Annotated in this window: 14 protein-coding genes; 4 read left to right on the top strand and 10 right to left on the bottom strand. The window is 41.3% G+C overall.

The window, feature by feature from the left end:
• Positions 1-14: 14 nt before the first annotated feature.
• From ISP07_RS02365 to ISP07_RS02335, 7 genes are all read right to left on the bottom strand, one after another.
• On the bottom strand, positions 15-1,202 hold the full coding sequence (locus tag ISP07_RS02365) for an MFS transporter (protein WP_209326660.1): 1,188 nt from the start codon (positions 1,200-1,202) through the stop codon (positions 15-17).
• Positions 1,199-2,491, bottom strand: a complete 1,293-nt coding sequence (locus tag ISP07_RS02360) for a lysine N(6)-hydroxylase/L-ornithine N(5)-oxygenase family protein (protein ID WP_209326659.1) — start codon at positions 2,489-2,491, stop codon at positions 1,199-1,201. Before ISP07_RS02360 ends, ISP07_RS02365 begins: the two co-directional genes overlap by 4 nt.
• Positions 2,484-4,028, bottom strand: a complete 1,545-nt coding sequence (locus ISP07_RS02355; RefSeq protein ID WP_209326658.1) for a pyridoxal phosphate-dependent decarboxylase family protein — start codon at positions 4,026-4,028, stop codon at positions 2,484-2,486. The genes ISP07_RS02360 and ISP07_RS02355 overlap by 8 nt, the downstream gene beginning before the upstream one ends.
• Before the next feature lie 464 nt (positions 4,029-4,492).
• Positions 4,493-5,062: a PepSY-associated TM helix domain-containing protein gene (locus tag ISP07_RS02350; protein WP_209326657.1), complete on the bottom strand. Its 570-nt coding sequence runs from the start codon at positions 5,060-5,062 to the stop codon at positions 4,493-4,495.
• Positions 5,055-5,525 carry a DUF4920 domain-containing protein gene (locus tag ISP07_RS02345; RefSeq protein ID WP_054560702.1) on the bottom strand — a complete coding sequence of 157 codons (471 nt, stop codon included), beginning with the start codon at positions 5,523-5,525 and terminating at the stop codon, positions 5,055-5,057. Before ISP07_RS02345 ends, ISP07_RS02350 begins: the two co-directional genes overlap by 8 nt.
• 89 nt (positions 5,526-5,614) lie before the next feature.
• The gene (locus ISP07_RS02340) at positions 5,615-6,250 is read right to left on the bottom strand and encodes a response regulator (RefSeq protein WP_209326656.1); all 636 of its coding nucleotides are present in this window, start codon (positions 6,248-6,250) and stop codon (positions 5,615-5,617) included.
• 3 nt (positions 6,251-6,253) lie between these two features.
• Positions 6,254-7,150 (bottom strand): sensor histidine kinase, encoded by an 897-nt coding sequence (locus tag ISP07_RS02335; RefSeq protein WP_209326655.1) that lies wholly within the window; start codon positions 7,148-7,150, stop codon positions 6,254-6,256.
• 404 nt (positions 7,151-7,554) lie between these two features.
• Here ISP07_RS02335 and ISP07_RS02330 point away from each other — a divergent pair, with 404 nt between their 5' ends.
• The 3 genes from ISP07_RS02330 to ISP07_RS02320 all read left to right on the top strand — a co-directional run bounded on the left by ISP07_RS02330 (position 7,555) and on the right by ISP07_RS02320 (position 10,516).
• Positions 7,555-8,367: a MipA/OmpV family protein gene (locus ISP07_RS02330; RefSeq protein ID WP_138619681.1), complete on the top strand. Its 813-nt coding sequence runs from the start codon at positions 7,555-7,557 to the stop codon at positions 8,365-8,367.
• Between the two features lie 15 nt (positions 8,368-8,382).
• Positions 8,383-9,036, top strand: coding sequence for a hypothetical protein (locus ISP07_RS02325; RefSeq protein ID WP_054551859.1), 654 nt, complete (start codon positions 8,383-8,385; stop codon positions 9,034-9,036).
• 112 nt (positions 9,037-9,148) lie between these two features.
• Positions 9,149-10,516 carry an alkaline phosphatase PhoX gene (locus ISP07_RS02320; protein WP_138599908.1) on the top strand — a complete coding sequence of 456 codons (1,368 nt, stop codon included), beginning with the start codon at positions 9,149-9,151 and terminating at the stop codon, positions 10,514-10,516.
• 14 nt (positions 10,517-10,530) lie between these two features.
• Here ISP07_RS02320 and ISP07_RS02315 read toward each other — a convergent pair whose 3' ends face one another.
• The 3 genes from ISP07_RS02315 to ISP07_RS02305 all read right to left on the bottom strand — a co-directional run bounded on the left by ISP07_RS02315 (position 10,531) and on the right by ISP07_RS02305 (position 14,715).
• The gene (locus ISP07_RS02315; RefSeq protein ID WP_209326654.1) at positions 10,531-11,223 is read right to left on the bottom strand and encodes an ATP-dependent Clp protease proteolytic subunit; all 693 of its coding nucleotides are present in this window, start codon (positions 11,221-11,223) and stop codon (positions 10,531-10,533) included.
• A gap of 43 nt (positions 11,224-11,266) precedes the next feature.
• Positions 11,267-12,187, bottom strand: coding sequence for an alpha/beta fold hydrolase (locus tag ISP07_RS02310; protein WP_209326653.1), 921 nt, complete (start codon positions 12,185-12,187; stop codon positions 11,267-11,269).
• Between the two features lie 158 nt (positions 12,188-12,345).
• Positions 12,346-14,715 carry a TonB-dependent receptor domain-containing protein gene (locus tag ISP07_RS02305; RefSeq protein ID WP_209326652.1) on the bottom strand — a complete coding sequence of 790 codons (2,370 nt, stop codon included), beginning with the start codon at positions 14,713-14,715 and terminating at the stop codon, positions 12,346-12,348.
• A 251-nt stretch (positions 14,716-14,966) separates the two neighbouring features.
• Here ISP07_RS02305 and ISP07_RS02300 point away from each other — a divergent pair, with 251 nt between their 5' ends.
• Complete coding sequence (locus ISP07_RS02300; protein WP_209326651.1) at positions 14,967-16,220, top strand: MFS transporter; 1,254 nt, start codon at positions 14,967-14,969, stop codon at positions 16,218-16,220.
• Positions 16,221-16,291 lie beyond the last annotated feature (71 nt).

Here is a 16,291-nt window from a genome sequence, read left to right as displayed (position 1 = left end):
TGTTCTCTTAAAAATTAATAACTGTGAATAGGGTTTGTTGAGGTATGTTTGTTGCGTAAAAAAAGCAGATAAAACAAACATAAAGTGATGGCAAAGCCGACAGAACCAGTCAGTAATGGGGTGTTTAGTTCAAAGCGAGATACTAAATCTCCCGCTAAAAATGAGGCGCAGATGACGCCGATATTTTGCATAAAATGAAGCTTGGCAAAGTCGCTTGAGTAAAAGCGCGGTTCGCTCATTGCAAACAACATGACTTGCAGACGCACGGTCAGTAAAAATAGCCCAATAGCAAATACAACACGGCCGAGCACAAGCCATTGCCAGTGTGAGCTAAGTTGTATAAATAGGCCGATACTGCTTAACATAAGTGCATAGGCGATTGTTTTACTGTGCTTATTGGTTGCAGGTTTGTTTCTGGTTGTAACCAGAATGACAAGTGCAACCCAAGCAGGGATAGCAAACACAGCGCCAGCTAACAGTGCATTGCTGAAATCACTTACTTGTTGCCAAAGTAGCGTAAAGTATGGCGTTGCTAAGAACATGCTGAAGTACACGCCCATAGATATAACCCCTAAGCGAATAATGTAGCCAGGGAAACGCTGCCGTTTTACTGATGATGCGGTTAATTCCCGTGGCTTGTAGCTTACTTTTAATAAGTAAATTAAATATAAGCAGAGCATAACCTGTAAGCAGTCGCCCGCAGCCATTACTAAATATAAAAAGCGCGGCTCAATACTTTGGATGATCAAGCCACCTAATAAAGCACCGCCAATACCGCCAAAGTGTAAAAGCACACTAAATAAAGCAACGACACCGAGGTGCTGTTGTTTTTCTTCGATACTAAGAACAAAGGGGTAAATAAGCAGGTAACTTGCTTTAAATACCAGCATCAGCTGTGATAACACCCAAAAGCTCCACACGTTTTCGCTGTAAAAGCACGCAACACCCAATAGCCCAGCCATTATTTGGGTGATCACCCATAAATACAGCTCGTGCACGTGCTGCGCTATTTTCGCCCATACAGGGAAAGCACACATCACGGTGATGCAGCAAACAGCGATATAGGCACCAATGTGATTACTTGATTGCAAACCAAATTGGGCACTAAAAAACTGCGGGTAAAAGGGCAAAATCATGGTGTCACAAACAACAGAAATAATCGTCAGCAGCACCAAGCTTGATTTTAATGCGGGTTGTTTCATGCTATTTGCTTCTGTTTTTCGTTGACAACATCGGGTAAACCAAACTCTTGAAAGGCAATTTGTGTTTCAACAGGGTAGGGGGCATAACCTAAAATTGAGCGCAGAATATGGCTGTTTCGATAGCAGGCCATGCCCAGATCTGGCGTTACAAAACCATGACTGTGCAGCTCAGCATTTTGTACAAACAACCTTTGTAGCTTGTCGATACTGTAATTCCGCTCAACAGCAAAGCACCCGTTATCTAGCCAATTTATCTCGCTCATTAAGCCACTTAGAAAATCGGGTAGCTGATAACTAAAGCCCGTAGCCATGATGACGTGATTACTATGTAAGCTAAATTCAGCCTGCTGTTCACTGTGTCTAAAAACTAGTTTACTGCCTTGTTTTTTAATGAGCTCGCTGTTGGTCAATAACCTTGCGCGGTTTACCCCTTGAATATCAAGTTGATAGAGCTGATCATAAATCTGATTAATTAACTCTGAGTTGATGCCTTTGTATAAATTACGTTGCTTGGCTAGTAACTCCTGTTTGGTGGTCTGATCTAGGTTATAAAAGTAATCAACATACTCAGGAGAAGTCATTTCTAGCGTGAGTTTCGTGTACTCAAGAGGAAAGAAACGCGGCGCTCGCGTTACCCAATTGAGTTGGTAGTTATGCTGTTTAATGTCACACAACAAATCATAAAATACTTCAGCAGCACTTTGCCCTGAGCCAATCACAGTAATGCTCTTACTATTTACTAACTCATCCCGTTTATACAGATATTCAGTGGCATGGCAGAGCTGTGTATCTTCTGCCTGAACAGCGGGCGGATAATAAGGTGAGGGACCTGTGCCCAGTACCAAGTGACGACAATAAAGCGTTTTAGTTTGCTTTGCTGATTCGACAGTGAGTACATAGAGCTGCTTAGTGTGATCAAACTGGCTATGAATGACTTTATGACCAAATTGTATGTTACTTAATTGGCTTGCTGCCCACTGGCAATACTGGTTGTATTGCTCGCGCAGTAAAAAGAAACTTTCTCGAATATAAAACTGATACAGCTTACCTTGTTGTTTCGCATAGTTTAAAAAGCTGTATGGATTGGTTGGATCTGCCAATGTAACTAAATCTGACATAAACGGTGTTTGTAATGTAACGCCATCGAGCATCAGCCCTGGATGCCAATTAAATTCATCACGTTGTTCTAAAAATAACGAATCAAGTTTTTCAATTGGCTCAGCTAAACATGCCAAACTGAGGTTAAACGGACCAAGGCCCACAGCAATTAAATCGTACACTTTATTCATAGCTAGTTTCCTCTACTTTTAGACGTGCCTTGATGCTGTAGGCGCAGGCTTTAATATCAGCTGCAATACTTTTAATGTCTTCAATCTGTGTGTTTGGATTAAGTAACGTGAACTTTAAGTAGTTGATACCTCTAAATTTGGTTCGAGCAATGGCACACTCACCTTGTTTGAATAGCTCATCTTTAATTTGATAATTAAGCAGGTTTAATTGCTCATCACTGAGGTTTTTATCGTTAAAGCGAAACACTAAAGTGCTCAGTTCAGGTTGGTGAATTAGCTCAAATTCAGGGTCTTGTTTGAGTGCCACATAACTACTACGGGCTAATGCCATAACAGAAGAAAACACTTTGCCAATCTGTTCGTGGCCCATAATGCGTAAAGTTAGCCAAAGTTTTAAGGCATCAAAACGGCGAGTAGTTTGAATGCTTTTATCAACAAGGTTTGGCGCTGCTTGTGGGTTGTCGTTAAACGGATTTAAATAATCAGCATGATGAGTTAAATGTTTAAATTGCTTTTTATCAGCAACAATAAAAGCACTGCTACTGACAGGTTGTAAGAATGATTTGTGGTAATCTAACGTCACCGAGTCAGCATCTTCAATGCCATTGAGTAAGTGATGGTGATCGTCAGCGGCAAGTAGTCCACAGCCATAAGCGGCATCGACATGAAGCCATAAATTATCAGCTTTGCAACGCGTTTTTAGCTTATCGATAGGGTCTATTGAACCAAAGTCAGTTGTGCCTGCGGTGGCAACAAGCGCTATCGGAATATTGCCTTGTGCTTTACATTCATCAATCGCTGCATCAAGTGCGGCTAGGTCCATTTTAAACTCTTTATCAACAGCAACAGGAACAACCGCGTTATAGCCAAGGCCCAGTAAAGCGGCTGACTTTTGAATACTAAAATGGCTGACTTCAGAGCAAAAAATACGGTAGCGATGAGCATCTGGACTTAAACCAAAATCGCGAATAAGGTGCCCTGATAAGCGCTCTGCTGCATGGTCTCTAGCAAGTAACAATGCCATTAAATTAGATTGACTGCCGCCACTTGTGAATATGCCATCGGCAGTAGCACTTAAGCCAATGCGTTCGATACTCCAGTCAATTAACTTTTGCTCAATGAGCGTCCCGCCAGCACTTTGGTCCCAGGTGTCTAACGAAGAATTTATAGCAGTTAATAACTGTTCGGCTATCACCGCAGGGTAAGCAACGGGGCAGTTTAGATGGGCAACATACTTTGGATGATGAAAATAGACAGCATGATCTAAATACAACGATTTTACTTCATTTAGCGCTTGCTCAACGTTATTGAGAGGTTGATTTAGTTCTACTCTGGCTATTTGTTTACTGAGCTCCTTGTGGCAGACGCCAGAATGAACTTGTTTTGCAGAACGCAGCGCTTGATGGATGAGCGACATTGTTTGCATTGAAGCCATCTCATATTTGAGTAAATTATTTTCGTTAAAAATAAACGCATGGGGCTGTTCATCAACGTTTATTGATGAATGAGCATTAAGCACGGGGGCTAATTGATTCACGACTCAATTCCTTCTTGGTTAATTTGAATCGGGATCGTAATGATAGTGATTATCAATATCAATAATGATAAATCATTAATTTACTTTACAATTTAATTACCTTTTATAAGTTGAAAGTGTTTTGTTTTTTAAATTTATCTAGTAATAAATAATTGCAATTTAGTCATAAATTATGACTAAATTAGTCCCTTTTTAGGTTCTATTTGACAGCTTTTTTTGCTTTTTCGATGAAAATGCTCACAAATAAAAGCAATAAAGCCATCATTTAAAAAAACAATAATAGGTAGGTGAGAGGTTTTAAGAGCTAAGTAAACACACTCTAAGTTGCTATAAAATACGCAAGCACAGAGAGGGTTCTGCGAATAGTTATTTTAAAAAAGACTGTGTTACAAAGTAGGTGAGGATTAAATTAATTAAAAAAGTTGCCATCGCTCTTTGCGAGAATGGCAACAGGGAACTTTAGCTTATAAAAACACATAAGCAGCGGGGAGTAGCATACCGCTAATGACTAAAACTGAGCGGCTGCCCCATGGGCTATTTTTACCCTTGATCATAAACAAGCCGCTGATCGCTAAAAACAGCAGCAGCCCTGCAAAAATATCAGAAAAAATCACCCATGAAGCGGTTGTCTCGTTTAAGTGTAAGCGGTTAAATGCTTGAAATACATGACGAGGCTCAATGGCTTCATAGCTTATGATATCTTTATTAAGTTTAAGGCTGAGATTGTTACCGTTTTTTAAAAACACCTTAAACTCTTGCGGCGACACCCAATAAGAAGCCTTTACCGGCTCGCTTACATCAGCATGAGAGATAATTTGCTCAATCAGCAACTCGTCATTATCTAATTGCCAAGTTTCATCGCTCACACTGATTTGCTGGTGGCTTACTTTGTAGTTTGGGTTCCAATCATCTTTGTGGTTCACTGCAATGCCAGAAACCGCAAAGATAATTACTAAACCAACACAAAAGTAACCAATATCGCGGTGTAAGTTTCTGTTTAACTTAAACCAGTTGATACTTGATTTATTACTCAATGATTTCAACTCCGCTCGGTACGAGCTGATAAATAGCCATTGCTTCAGTCACTGAGTTTGCATCAAAGCTTTCGCCGGCTTGCTGCGCTTTGTGAGCAAGTAGCGCTTTAGTGCGGCCAAGGCTAAGCTGAATTTTATCGAGCTTACCAGTTACGATAGCTTTACTGCCTTTAGCCGTCATCGGGAATACCATGTCGCCATCTTCAACTTTGATACGTAAGTTTTCAAAGCGTTTGTCAGATGCAAGCGTCATCCAGCAACCACGTTTTTCGCAAACCCCAGTGATAGTCCCTTCCACGGTAATTGGACTTGCAAGGTAATCGTCTGGTGAGGCCATAACCGTCGAAATTTTAATGAGTTTGTCACTGTCGACTGGATTGCCAAACTGTAAGCTAAAGGCGTGTTGGCTAAAGCTTAAAAGCGCCAATGAAAATGCAATAAATGTTTTTGATTTTAGGAACATAGCGGTTGCTTCTTAAAAATAATTTAAGCCTTAGTTTAAGCGATTTACTTGTATGATAAAAGCTTAATGAGATTAAAAATGATTTGCAATTATATCAAACCTAGATCAATTGCTTTTAATGCTGCACGGGTTCTATCACGTACATCTAGCTTTCTGAGAATAAAAGACACTTGATTACGGATAGTCCCTTCAGACTTATAAAGTGCCTCGGCGATTTCACTATTTGAATAGCCTGCAGCGATTAAATTGAGCACTCTAAGCTCGCTTTTACTTAATTTATCAGGAGTTGCTAAAGAAGTATCGGTTGTTTTCGTGGGCTTATTCAAAATTCGCTCGGTGATCGCAGGAGCTAGCGCTGAGCCACCTTTAGCAAGTGTTTCGATGGCGCTGACCAAGCGCTCTAAATTAATATCTTTTAACGCATAACCCTTAGCGCCATAGCGAATACATTCTAGCACTTGTTCACTATCATCAAAGGTCGTGAGTACCAGTACTGGTTGCCTCAGCTGTTGTGCTTGCATACTTTTCAGTACGCCAATACCGTCTAGAATAGGCATGCGAATATCAAGGAGTACAACATCAATAGAATGTTGCTTGAGCATCTCAAGAGCCGTTTGGCCATTGTCAGCCTCAGCCACGACTTGAATATTTGCTTTAAGGGCGAGTAAGCTTTTTAAGCCTTCTCTTAATAATGTTTGGTCATCAACGAGTAATATCCTAATCATTTTTTACGCCAAAGTATGTGGATTAAGTTTATGAGGTAACGTTGCAGCAATCGCAAACCCATTATTATTTTGTTCAAACTCAATTGCCCCTCGCACTAAAGCTAAGCGCTCTTGCATGCCTGTTAAGCCATTGCCTAAGTTCAGCTTGGGCATTTCGCCGCCGTTATCATAAATAGTGAGATGCACTGAATCAGCTTGGAGGTCTAAGCTTACCGACAGCTCAGTCGCATCACTGTGTTTAATACAATTCGTAATCGCTTCTTGCACAGTATGAAATAACGTTTGTGCCAATAACGTATCACTTATTTTTATATTTTCATCGTAATTGAGTGTGACATTTAAGCCTGTAACATGGCTGCACAGTGAATTAAGCGATGCATGTAAATCAATGGTTTGGTTTTCTCGCATTGACGAGACAGAGTCACGCACATCATTTAATAACAAGCGGGTAATTTGCTGTGCTTTAGTTATGTGTTTTGGTGCTTCATTATTAGCACAATGATTGGCGACTTCTAAGTGAATACTGAGTCCTGTAAGGTGGTGGCCAAGGGTATCATGTAAATCTCTGGCAATACGAATACGTTCATCGCGAGTTGCGGTGTCGTTTAAAAGCGCTTGAGTTGCTTTTAATTCACGTAATAAATGGGCTGCTTGTTCTTTGGCTTTACGCTCAGAAATAAGCCGAGTAGCAAAGCGATAGGCAAAGCTATTGTATAAAGTGAAAGCCAACCCGTTGAGCAATACAAATTGCTTATCAAAGCCATAGTGAAGCGTCAGCGCCATCAAAAAGGGCAGGCAAATGAGTAAATAGAGGCTGGCTTTGTTTGGCTCGTAATCGCTGAATTTAACTAAGAAGATGATCAATAGAATTGCAACAAAGCCAATATTAAATAGCCACATCAATAGCACAACATTAGCGATAGTGAAGTTCAAAATACGGGTTTGATAGTGCTTAAATCGTGATCTGAAAAACTCAAAATAAATTAAAAAAGCAAAAAAGCTTATAAATAACACACTGATCAAAAACGTATTTATTGTACTAAAACTTAGCTGCGCTGACTCTGCTCTTTGCGACCAAGCGTGCAGAGTATAAATAAACACAAACCCCCAGGTGATTGCTGAGAGTATAAAATCGCTTCGATGTATCAACGTTTGCAAGAGTTTGTTCATACGCTTAGTTTAATCCGCAATTATTCGTTTATGTATATGACAAATGTCACGATTAAATATGTGACATTTGCAGCAAGTCAGTCCTAATGGTGAGGCGTTAAACTGCATTAAAACACCAATATAGGGACATTATCATGACCAAACATGAATTTCTGCGAAATAGTCTTTTTTCTTATCTGTTGATTGTAGCTTATTGTTTAGCAGCATTATTTGTTGATGATGCCAAGGCCGATGAGCAATCACAGCAATGGCAAATGGAGGTCGGTGCTGCACAATTGGCTATTGATACAGCATGGCGAGATCACGATATTCAAACCATGGTCTTGCCATACTTCAACGCCCGAAAAGGCAACTGGCGCATAGGGCCTAAATATGGCTTAGTGCAATATGCCTTTTTACAAGGCGCAGAATTTGAAGCGTCAATGGGGCTTAGTCTCCGAGATGAAACCTACGATAGCAGTTTAATCTTTAGTGATGAGTTGTCGGATGATGAGGTTTTCACTGACTATAAAGACGGCAAAGGTGAGCTAACCTTCAGAACTCAGCTGCAATATAAACAGCTTTTTGTTCGTTTAGCGCAAGATATTTCGAATCACTCCGATGGACTTACGTTTCTTGCCCGCTATAACCTACCGATTTATGGCCAAGGATTAGGGTTACAGCTAAGTGCTGATCTCGGTTTTTATTGGCAAGATAAAAAATACACTCAATACCTGTATGGCATAGCTAATGGCAATATCGCCCCTGAGTTTGGCAGATATGAATATCAGCCAAGTGCAGCCCTTAACCCATTTACCTCGCTAAACCTGACTTATGTTTTTAATGAGCAGTGGTCTGTTTTTACGAGCTTTCGGTATGAGCAACTTGACTCAACTATCAAAAAAAGCCCGCTCGTGGGAGAAACTGCCAAGCAGCAATTCACTGCAACTATAAATTATCGTTTTTAGAGAAAGGGATGAGCAATGAATTATCTACTGAGATTATGCATTTTACTCTTACTAACTGGTTGCAATAGCGCTGAAGAGGAAGTGTTTGACGAAGACGATTTATACCAAGGTGTCTATGAAAGTGACTATTATGTTTATAACTTTAGCGAGTACCCGGTTGATTTTTATATGATGAACCTACGAAACAACACACCAACAAGCGCAATTTATAAGGAGCAGAACTTCCAACAATCAATCGATGGCTACGGTGGTTTTGAAAAGCTTAACTTTAAGCGTTCTGTGGTCGGAAAGGTTGGCTTTGCAGCTTTTTATGATGCTGAAATAAAAGCTCATCTACAAAAGTGGGTTGTTAGTGATATAGCTAATTATGTGATCATTTATATGGATGGCGAAACGCTGAAACTGGCTTTTTTAGCACGCACTGAGGCTGTAGATAGTGGTGATTACCCTGTGGTTAGGCTGGTTAGTTTTATCGGCAATACGAACTACAGCTATAAACTTGCTAATAGTGAATTAACTGAAGCAACAGCAACAGCTTATATACCGTTAACTCATTGCGCTAGTGACTTACAAATTGCCGGTTTTGAATTTGATTTTTGTAACTTAGAGCAGCGTGGTTACTTAATTGTGCTGCTACCTAATGAGCAACTAGCAATCATCAAAGAGTAGTGCTTTATGACAATTTCGTGAATATTGTGATAATGTAACTTTTTATAGTTTCATTGCTATATAATGCCTTTTTTATTTGTATGATAAAGCTGGTTTTGAGCTTGGAGTTAGCATGGTTTCACGTCGAGAATTTTTAGTAGGGGCGGGCACATTAGCCTTTTTAGGATTATCAAAAAGTGCCATAGGTAAAGTGTCGTTAGGTGATTTAAAAACAACGGCTGTGGGCTTTGGTCCGTTAATTCCTGATCCAGATAAATTGCTCGACTTACCTGAGGGCTTTAGTTATCAAGTAGTTTCAAGCCTAGGTGAGAAAATGTCTGATGGGTTTACAGTACCGGACAAAGCTGATGGCATGGGCTGTCTAGCGCTTGGTAATGACCGTGTTGCATTAGTGCGAAACCATGAGCTAAAGCCAAAAGACTTAGCGAAAGCTGAAGCAAGTATTGCCAATCATAAAACACCTCTGGCTTTTGATACTAACAGTGACGGTGTGGCGTTACCGGGTGGCACAAGTCATATCGTTTATAACTTAAAAACCCATCAAAAAGAGCAAGAATACTTGTCATTGGTCGGCACTATTCGTAACTGTTCTGGCGGTATCACGCCTTGGGGCACCTGGCTTACGTGCGAAGAAACCACAGATACTAAAGCCGATGGATTTAACCAAGATCATGGTTATATTTTTGAAGTACCCGCAAATAGCAAAGGCTTAATTAAACCTGAGCCATTAAAAGCCATGGGTCGATTTAACCACGAAGCGGCTGCCGTTGATCCGCGTACGGGCATTGTTTATTTAACTGAAGATAAAGGTGATAGCGTCTTTTATCGTTTTATTCCAAATGAATATGGCAAGCTGCATAAAGGCGGGCAATTACAAGCGATGGTGGTAAAAGGTAAGCCACAATTCGATAGCCGTAACTGGAATAATAAAGCCATGGGGCTACATCAAGAGCTTGAGGTTGAGTGGGTCAATCTAGATAACCCTGAAAGCCCGAAAGACGACCTACGCCTACGCGGCTACAAACAAGGTGCAGCATTGTTTGCTCGCGGTGAAGGTATTCACTGGGGTGATAAAGAGCTTTATTTTTGCTGTACCAATGGTGGTAAAAAACAACTTGGTCAGGTTATGAAATATCAGCCATCAGAATTTGAGGGCACAGATAAAGAAGCACAGCAACCTGGTAAGATCTCGTTGTTTGTAGAAAGTACTAGCAAAACTCTCTACAACTTTGGCGATAACCTAACCGTGTCACCTAATGGTCACTTAATTGTCTGTGAAGACCAATACACCGATGTGGTTGATAATCATCTTCGCGGTGTGACACCCCAAGGCCAAGTTTATAATTTTGCCCGCTTAGTGGCGCAAACCGAGCTGGCAGGTGCCTGTTTTTCACCAGATGGTAGCACTTTGTTTGTGAACGTTTACTCACCGTCAAAAACACTAGCTATAACAGGCCCATGGCATCAGTTTAGTGTTTAACAAATAAAAGAGCTTTACTCTAATTCATCAATTATTAGTAACGGAAAGTTCTTTGCTGAGCGGGGCTGCCAATCTGCAAACTCAATATTACTCACATTCAGTGTGTTGAGTGCTTTTTTTGAGTAGCTCCAGCCTCTGGCTTTTTGAGCCACAGCTGCACGCTTTAGCTCTTCAGATAAACCAATGGTTAGCAAGTCATGCTTAACACCGCGTTTTGCATAAAAGGCTTTTTCACGTGCCACGGCTTTTGCGATTATTTCGTTGTATTGAGTGCGTAAAGCCTGCCACTTGGTTGTTTTTTCTGGCTCTTTTAAATGGCTTACCATGGCATCAATATCGCTATCTCGCCAGCGAGCTGAAGCGGCATCGCCATGCCAACCGACAATGGCGTTCTTAGCTATGATAGCAGGGTTTCCTGCAAGCAATACGTAATTAGCACACGACGAAAAGCAAAATTGTTTTACATGAACTTTTAAATTATGCGCCAAAATCAATTCGGCGAGATCCATACCTAAATCAACGTTTCCGCCACCACTGGTGATTTGTATGCTGTTTATGTTTGGCTGCTCAGCCAAAAGCTGTGCAACATGTTGATTGTTTTTGGCACTAATTTCGCCCTGATAAATAATGCGCTGCTCGCTTAGTGACACACCGGCAAAGCTTAACCAAGGGATAATTAAAAACAGACTAAAAAATACACGCAACATAAAACGCTAACCTTATAAATTGTATGATAATTCTATCATGCTTTTAGGGTCTTTTAGCTGCTTTTTTGGCGCTGACTTTAGCGGCGTGTTTGGCAATCCACTTAGTCATTTTTTTCATTAAAGCGGGTGGAAAATCATGGCCCATTCCGGGCACAACTTTTAGCTTACTACGCTTTATTAACAGTGCGGTGTTGATACCCGCAGACAGTGGCATAACAGGATCAGCACTGCCGTGAATTACTAACGTGGGCGATTTAATCTTTTTTAGTAATTGCTCACGATAGGGTGTTGCGGCAATGGCCGCAAGCTGACGTTTAAAGCCTGTTTGATTTGTGTGGGCCCGCTCAATATAGCGTTCAGCGTTGGCGTATAAAGCGTGTTCATCTTGTGGGTAGGCTGGGCTGCCAATGAGTTGGTTGAGCCTAACATTGTAATCAATCGCGGCTTCTTTATTACTGCTTCGGGGGCGTATTTTAGCGAGCTTTACTAATAGGTTTATGTTTGAACCCGAAAACGATAACGGCGAGCTACTCGACATAATGGAAGTTAAGCTCAGTACGCGCTTTTTATACTTTGCCGCGGCAATTTGCGCAATCATGCCACCCATCGACGCCCCCACTAAGTGCGCTTTTTTGATAGCCAGTGCATCCATTAATTCTTTTACATCGCGAGCCATGTCATCGAGCGAATAGGGCAGCTTTGCTCGAATGGGTAATCGGCGGCTAAGCCAATGCTTTACGAGACTCGGCTTGCCTAACTCATCTAACGATGAGGATAGCCCTGCATCACGATTATCAAAACGAATAACCCGAAAGCCTTTTTCGACCAAGCCAAAATATAGCGACTCTGGCCAAACGGTAAATTGAGCACCTAAGCCAATAATTAAGATGATCACCGGCGCATTTTTATCGCCTTCATCTTGATAACTAATACAGATACCGCTGGCTGTAAGGATATGTTCCATAGACTGACAAATAAGCTTACGCAGGTACCATCAGCTTAATGTGTGAAGTTGGCAATTTAGTGACAGTAAAAAGAATACTGATAATAGGAGCAATAATAGGGACGGTAAGAAAAATAGACAGCATATGACTACATGCTGTCTATTTTCAGGGAGTTTACTTAGAAGTAAGCGGTAACGCCAATCCAGAAGTTACGGCCTTTATCTTTAACGTTGTAGTCGTCTGTGAATGTAACTTCGCTAACTACACCGCGACCTGTTAGGTATTCGTACTCACCATCGCCATTTAGGTCGGTATAGCTAGTACTATATGAGGTGAAATCTTCGTCTAATAGGTTGTTTACACGGGCATTGATTTGCACGTACTCATTTACATAAAACTGCGCACCTAAATTAAGTAGGTTGTAGTTTTTGTAATATAGCGCTTTATCGTGCACGTTATCCCAACCGCGGTAACGGTCTGAACGATATACACCTTGCAGGTATAAGTTCATAAAGTCAGTCGCTTCCCAGTTTAGGGTTAGGTTTGCCATGTGCTCAGCTGAGTTAGTTAATGGCTGGCCTTGTTCAGGACCGCTCTTTTGTTCGCTATCAGTCCAGGTGTAGTTACCGTTAACAGACACTGTTTTGCTGATAGTATATTGGCCTGCAATTTCAACACCTTGTAGGTCTACTTCGTCGATATTGATTTTTTGGCTATAGCTATCATAGCCAAGTTGATCGTACTGACCTAAGTTCACACAAGGGCGTACATCGTTAGTTTGCTCACAGCTTAAAATAGTGTCGCCGCGGGCAATTTTGTCTTCAAACTTGGTGTTGTAGTAAGTCACGTTAATGTTGTGATCGCCATCAAGTGATGTCCAGTAAAGTGCAACTTCAGAGTTCACACTGGTTTCTGGCTCTAATTCAGGGTTACCCGCAAATGGGCTTGTACCTTGGCCACCAAATCCGGTGATCCCGTCATAAAGATCAGTGGTTTGTGGTGTTTTATAACCCGTACTTACACCCCCTTTTAGCGTCCAAGTGTCAGATAAGTTATATACGCCGTAAACACGAGGTGATACTTGGCTGCCAAATACATCGTGGTCATCGTAACGAGCACCAAGTGTAAAGGTGAAGTTATCAGTTGCCATCCAGTTATCTTCGGCAAAGATTGAGTACATGTTTTGCTCTTGTACTTTGCCAGCTTGATCACTTTCAAGACCAAATACACCGTCTTTTAATTCACCGTCGATGAGCTGGCCACCAACTGCTAGGTTATGGCTACCAAAGCGCCCCTCGATTGGAATATCAAAACGTAAGTCATAGGTATATTGGCTGCTTTCAAGTGGGCGAGCAGGGCGCGGTAAGAATGTTTCTTCAGCTAAATCTTTACGTGCTTGTTCGTCCATGCCTTCGTATTCGCCTGTACCATCGTACATAGCTTGTAGCTCTAATCGCTCGCTTACACTCAGCGGTAAAGTACGGCCATTGTTTTGTGTATCAACATAAGATACAGAGGCCTTAACCGTTGCCCAATTAAGTTCACCATCGTAGCTGAGTGACCACCATTCACGGTCAAACTCTTGGTCTGCCGCATAACCTGCGCGCGGGTTTACTTGGCCGCGGCGGTCTTGCCAAATTGATTCAATGTTATCTTTAGTACCAAGTGGGTAAGTAATGGTGCCTGATTCAATGTCGTAGCTAGGTGTGTTGTCGTACACTTGGCTTGAATTGTCATAATCAAAACGTAAATGATGAGATTCAAACGGGGTATAAGTTAACGTAAAACCATACTGCTCATTTGTGTTATCAACGGTACGACCGCCACTGCCAAAACCTAATGAACGAGTATGAACAACACCATTTGGATCAGTTGCTGGTTCAAATGTTGGCGATGATGCTTGTTGCTCGTAAACACTGCCGCGCACACCTAAACTTAATATGTCTTTAATTAGCGGGCCCACCACACTAAAGTCAGTGGTAATGTCATCACCAAAATCATCGTTTTGCTGTAATGAACGGCTAAAAGATACTGCACCACTCCAGCTGTCAGTGTGCTTTTTAGTGATGATATTGATTACACCACCCAGCGCATCTGCACCATAAAGTGTTGATGCAGGACCGCGAATTACTTCAACACGCTCAATGGCATCAACTGGTGGTACGTGGTTAAACGCGTTGCCACCAAAATTGTTTGGGTAAATGTCGCCATGGTTATTTTGGCGTTTACCATCAATAAGTAACAGGGTGTATTCACCTGTTAAACCACGCATACTCACACTGCCCTGGCCCGTTTTATCACGAGTTGTGCCAATGTCGATACCTTCTAAATACTGCACAGCATCAAGTACTGAGGTGAAGGCATGAGACTTAATATCTTCATTGGTGATAATTGAAATACTTGCAGGTGCTTCGGTAACTTTTTGCTCAAAGCCTGTTGCAGTAATCACTAAACGTTCCATATCTTGTTTCGGCTTAGCGTCATCAGCAAAGGCTGAAAAATGTGTTGCTATGGCAAGTGCCAGTAAACTTGGTTTTATTGATTTCATTGTAGGTTTCCAGTTCTTTATGTTGATTTTACCTTTGAGGAACGGTGCGTATAGTACAGAAATTAAAAATACAATCAATAATTATTCGTATTTAGGTTTTTAGATCTTAACTCATTAAATAATATTTTTTAGTTGAGTTGTTTTGGTTCTTAGCTAATTAATGCGGTGTTACAAATGAGCTGTAGATTAAATACTCTTAGCAGAGGTTATTGAGGTATATTGTTTTAACCATCACAATTAAAATTTTAGTAATGAATTCAGATATCTCTTTAGCGCGCTTTAAGCAATTTCCTGTGCTTATGTGGATCTTCCTATTTGGCTCATTTATTACCCGTGGCAGCTATTACATGGTGTGGCCATTTCTTGCGGTAATCTTGTACGAAAAGTTTGCTTTATCGGCAACTGAAGTCGGTTTGGTACTTACCAGTGCCGCCGTGATTTCAGTGTTCACCAGTTTTATTGGCAGCAGCCTATCCGATAAAGTGGGCCGGCATACGCTGATGTACATTACTGGTGTGCTGTATATCATTTCTTTCTCGCTGTTGGCTGAGGTAGAAACCGTGGCCGGTTATGTGATTGTAATGACGTTATGCTCGATTGCGACTGCACTTTGGCGACCATTAACCAGTGCGGCAATTGGCGATATTATTGATGATGCACAAACTCGTGAACTGGCTATGCAGTCGCTGTACTTTATTGTTAATGTGGGCTGTGCGGTGGGTCCATTAGCAGGGGTATGGCTAGGTTTAACCGGTGAGCAGTCGAGCTTTTATATTACCGCAGGGGCATTTGCTATTTTATTGGTGCTGCTTGTTTGGGGCTTTAATTTTAGTGATAAAGCAGCAAAAAATACCGCAGCAATTGATGAGCCAGAAGAGAAAAAACCAGCTGTACAGGGCAAGCAAATCTTACGTATTCTATTTGCAGATAAGCTGCTGCAGTGTTTAATTTTAGCGAATATTTTGTGCATGTTTATTTATGCGCAAATGGATAGTTCACTCATACAATACCTAACTCGTGCAGAGGCACCCGACCTACTTGCATTGATTTCTGCACTAATATTTACCAATGCGTTAGTGATCATTTCGAGTCAATTTCTGCTGTTAAAAATGATGGCACGATTTAGCCTAACGGTGCGAATTCAAATTGGCTTGGTGCTATTGATGGTGTCGCAGTTTTGGCTAGCACTTAATCCAATCGATTTATTCTGGGGCTGGATTGGTGCGATAGTGGTGATGAGTTTGGCCGAAACCATTTTGTTTCCGACGATGAACGTTCACCTTGATAGGCTGGCGCCTTCTCATCTTCGTGGTGCCTACTTTGGCGCAGCTTCGTTTTATGATTTAGGGTTTGCTTTAGCACCACTCGGTGGTGGTTTAATTTTAGATTATTACGATGGCCCAACCTTATTCTTTGTAGCGGGAGGGCTTTGCGTTGTGGTGATTTATTTATACGCCATACTCGAAAAGTTACCCAGACCCGATTTTGCAAACCCAAGCTCGTAACCCTTAAATAGCCCCTTTATGGGGCTTTTTACGCTTTAACAATTAATGACAGCGATATCAATTTACGTATT

Origin of the sequence: Pseudoalteromonas sp. PA2MD11, assembly GCF_017808125.1 — a bacterium.
GTDB lineage: Bacteria > Pseudomonadota > Gammaproteobacteria > Enterobacterales > Alteromonadaceae > Pseudoalteromonas > Pseudoalteromonas simplex.
This window is presented reverse-complemented; position numbering and strand designations above follow the sequence as displayed.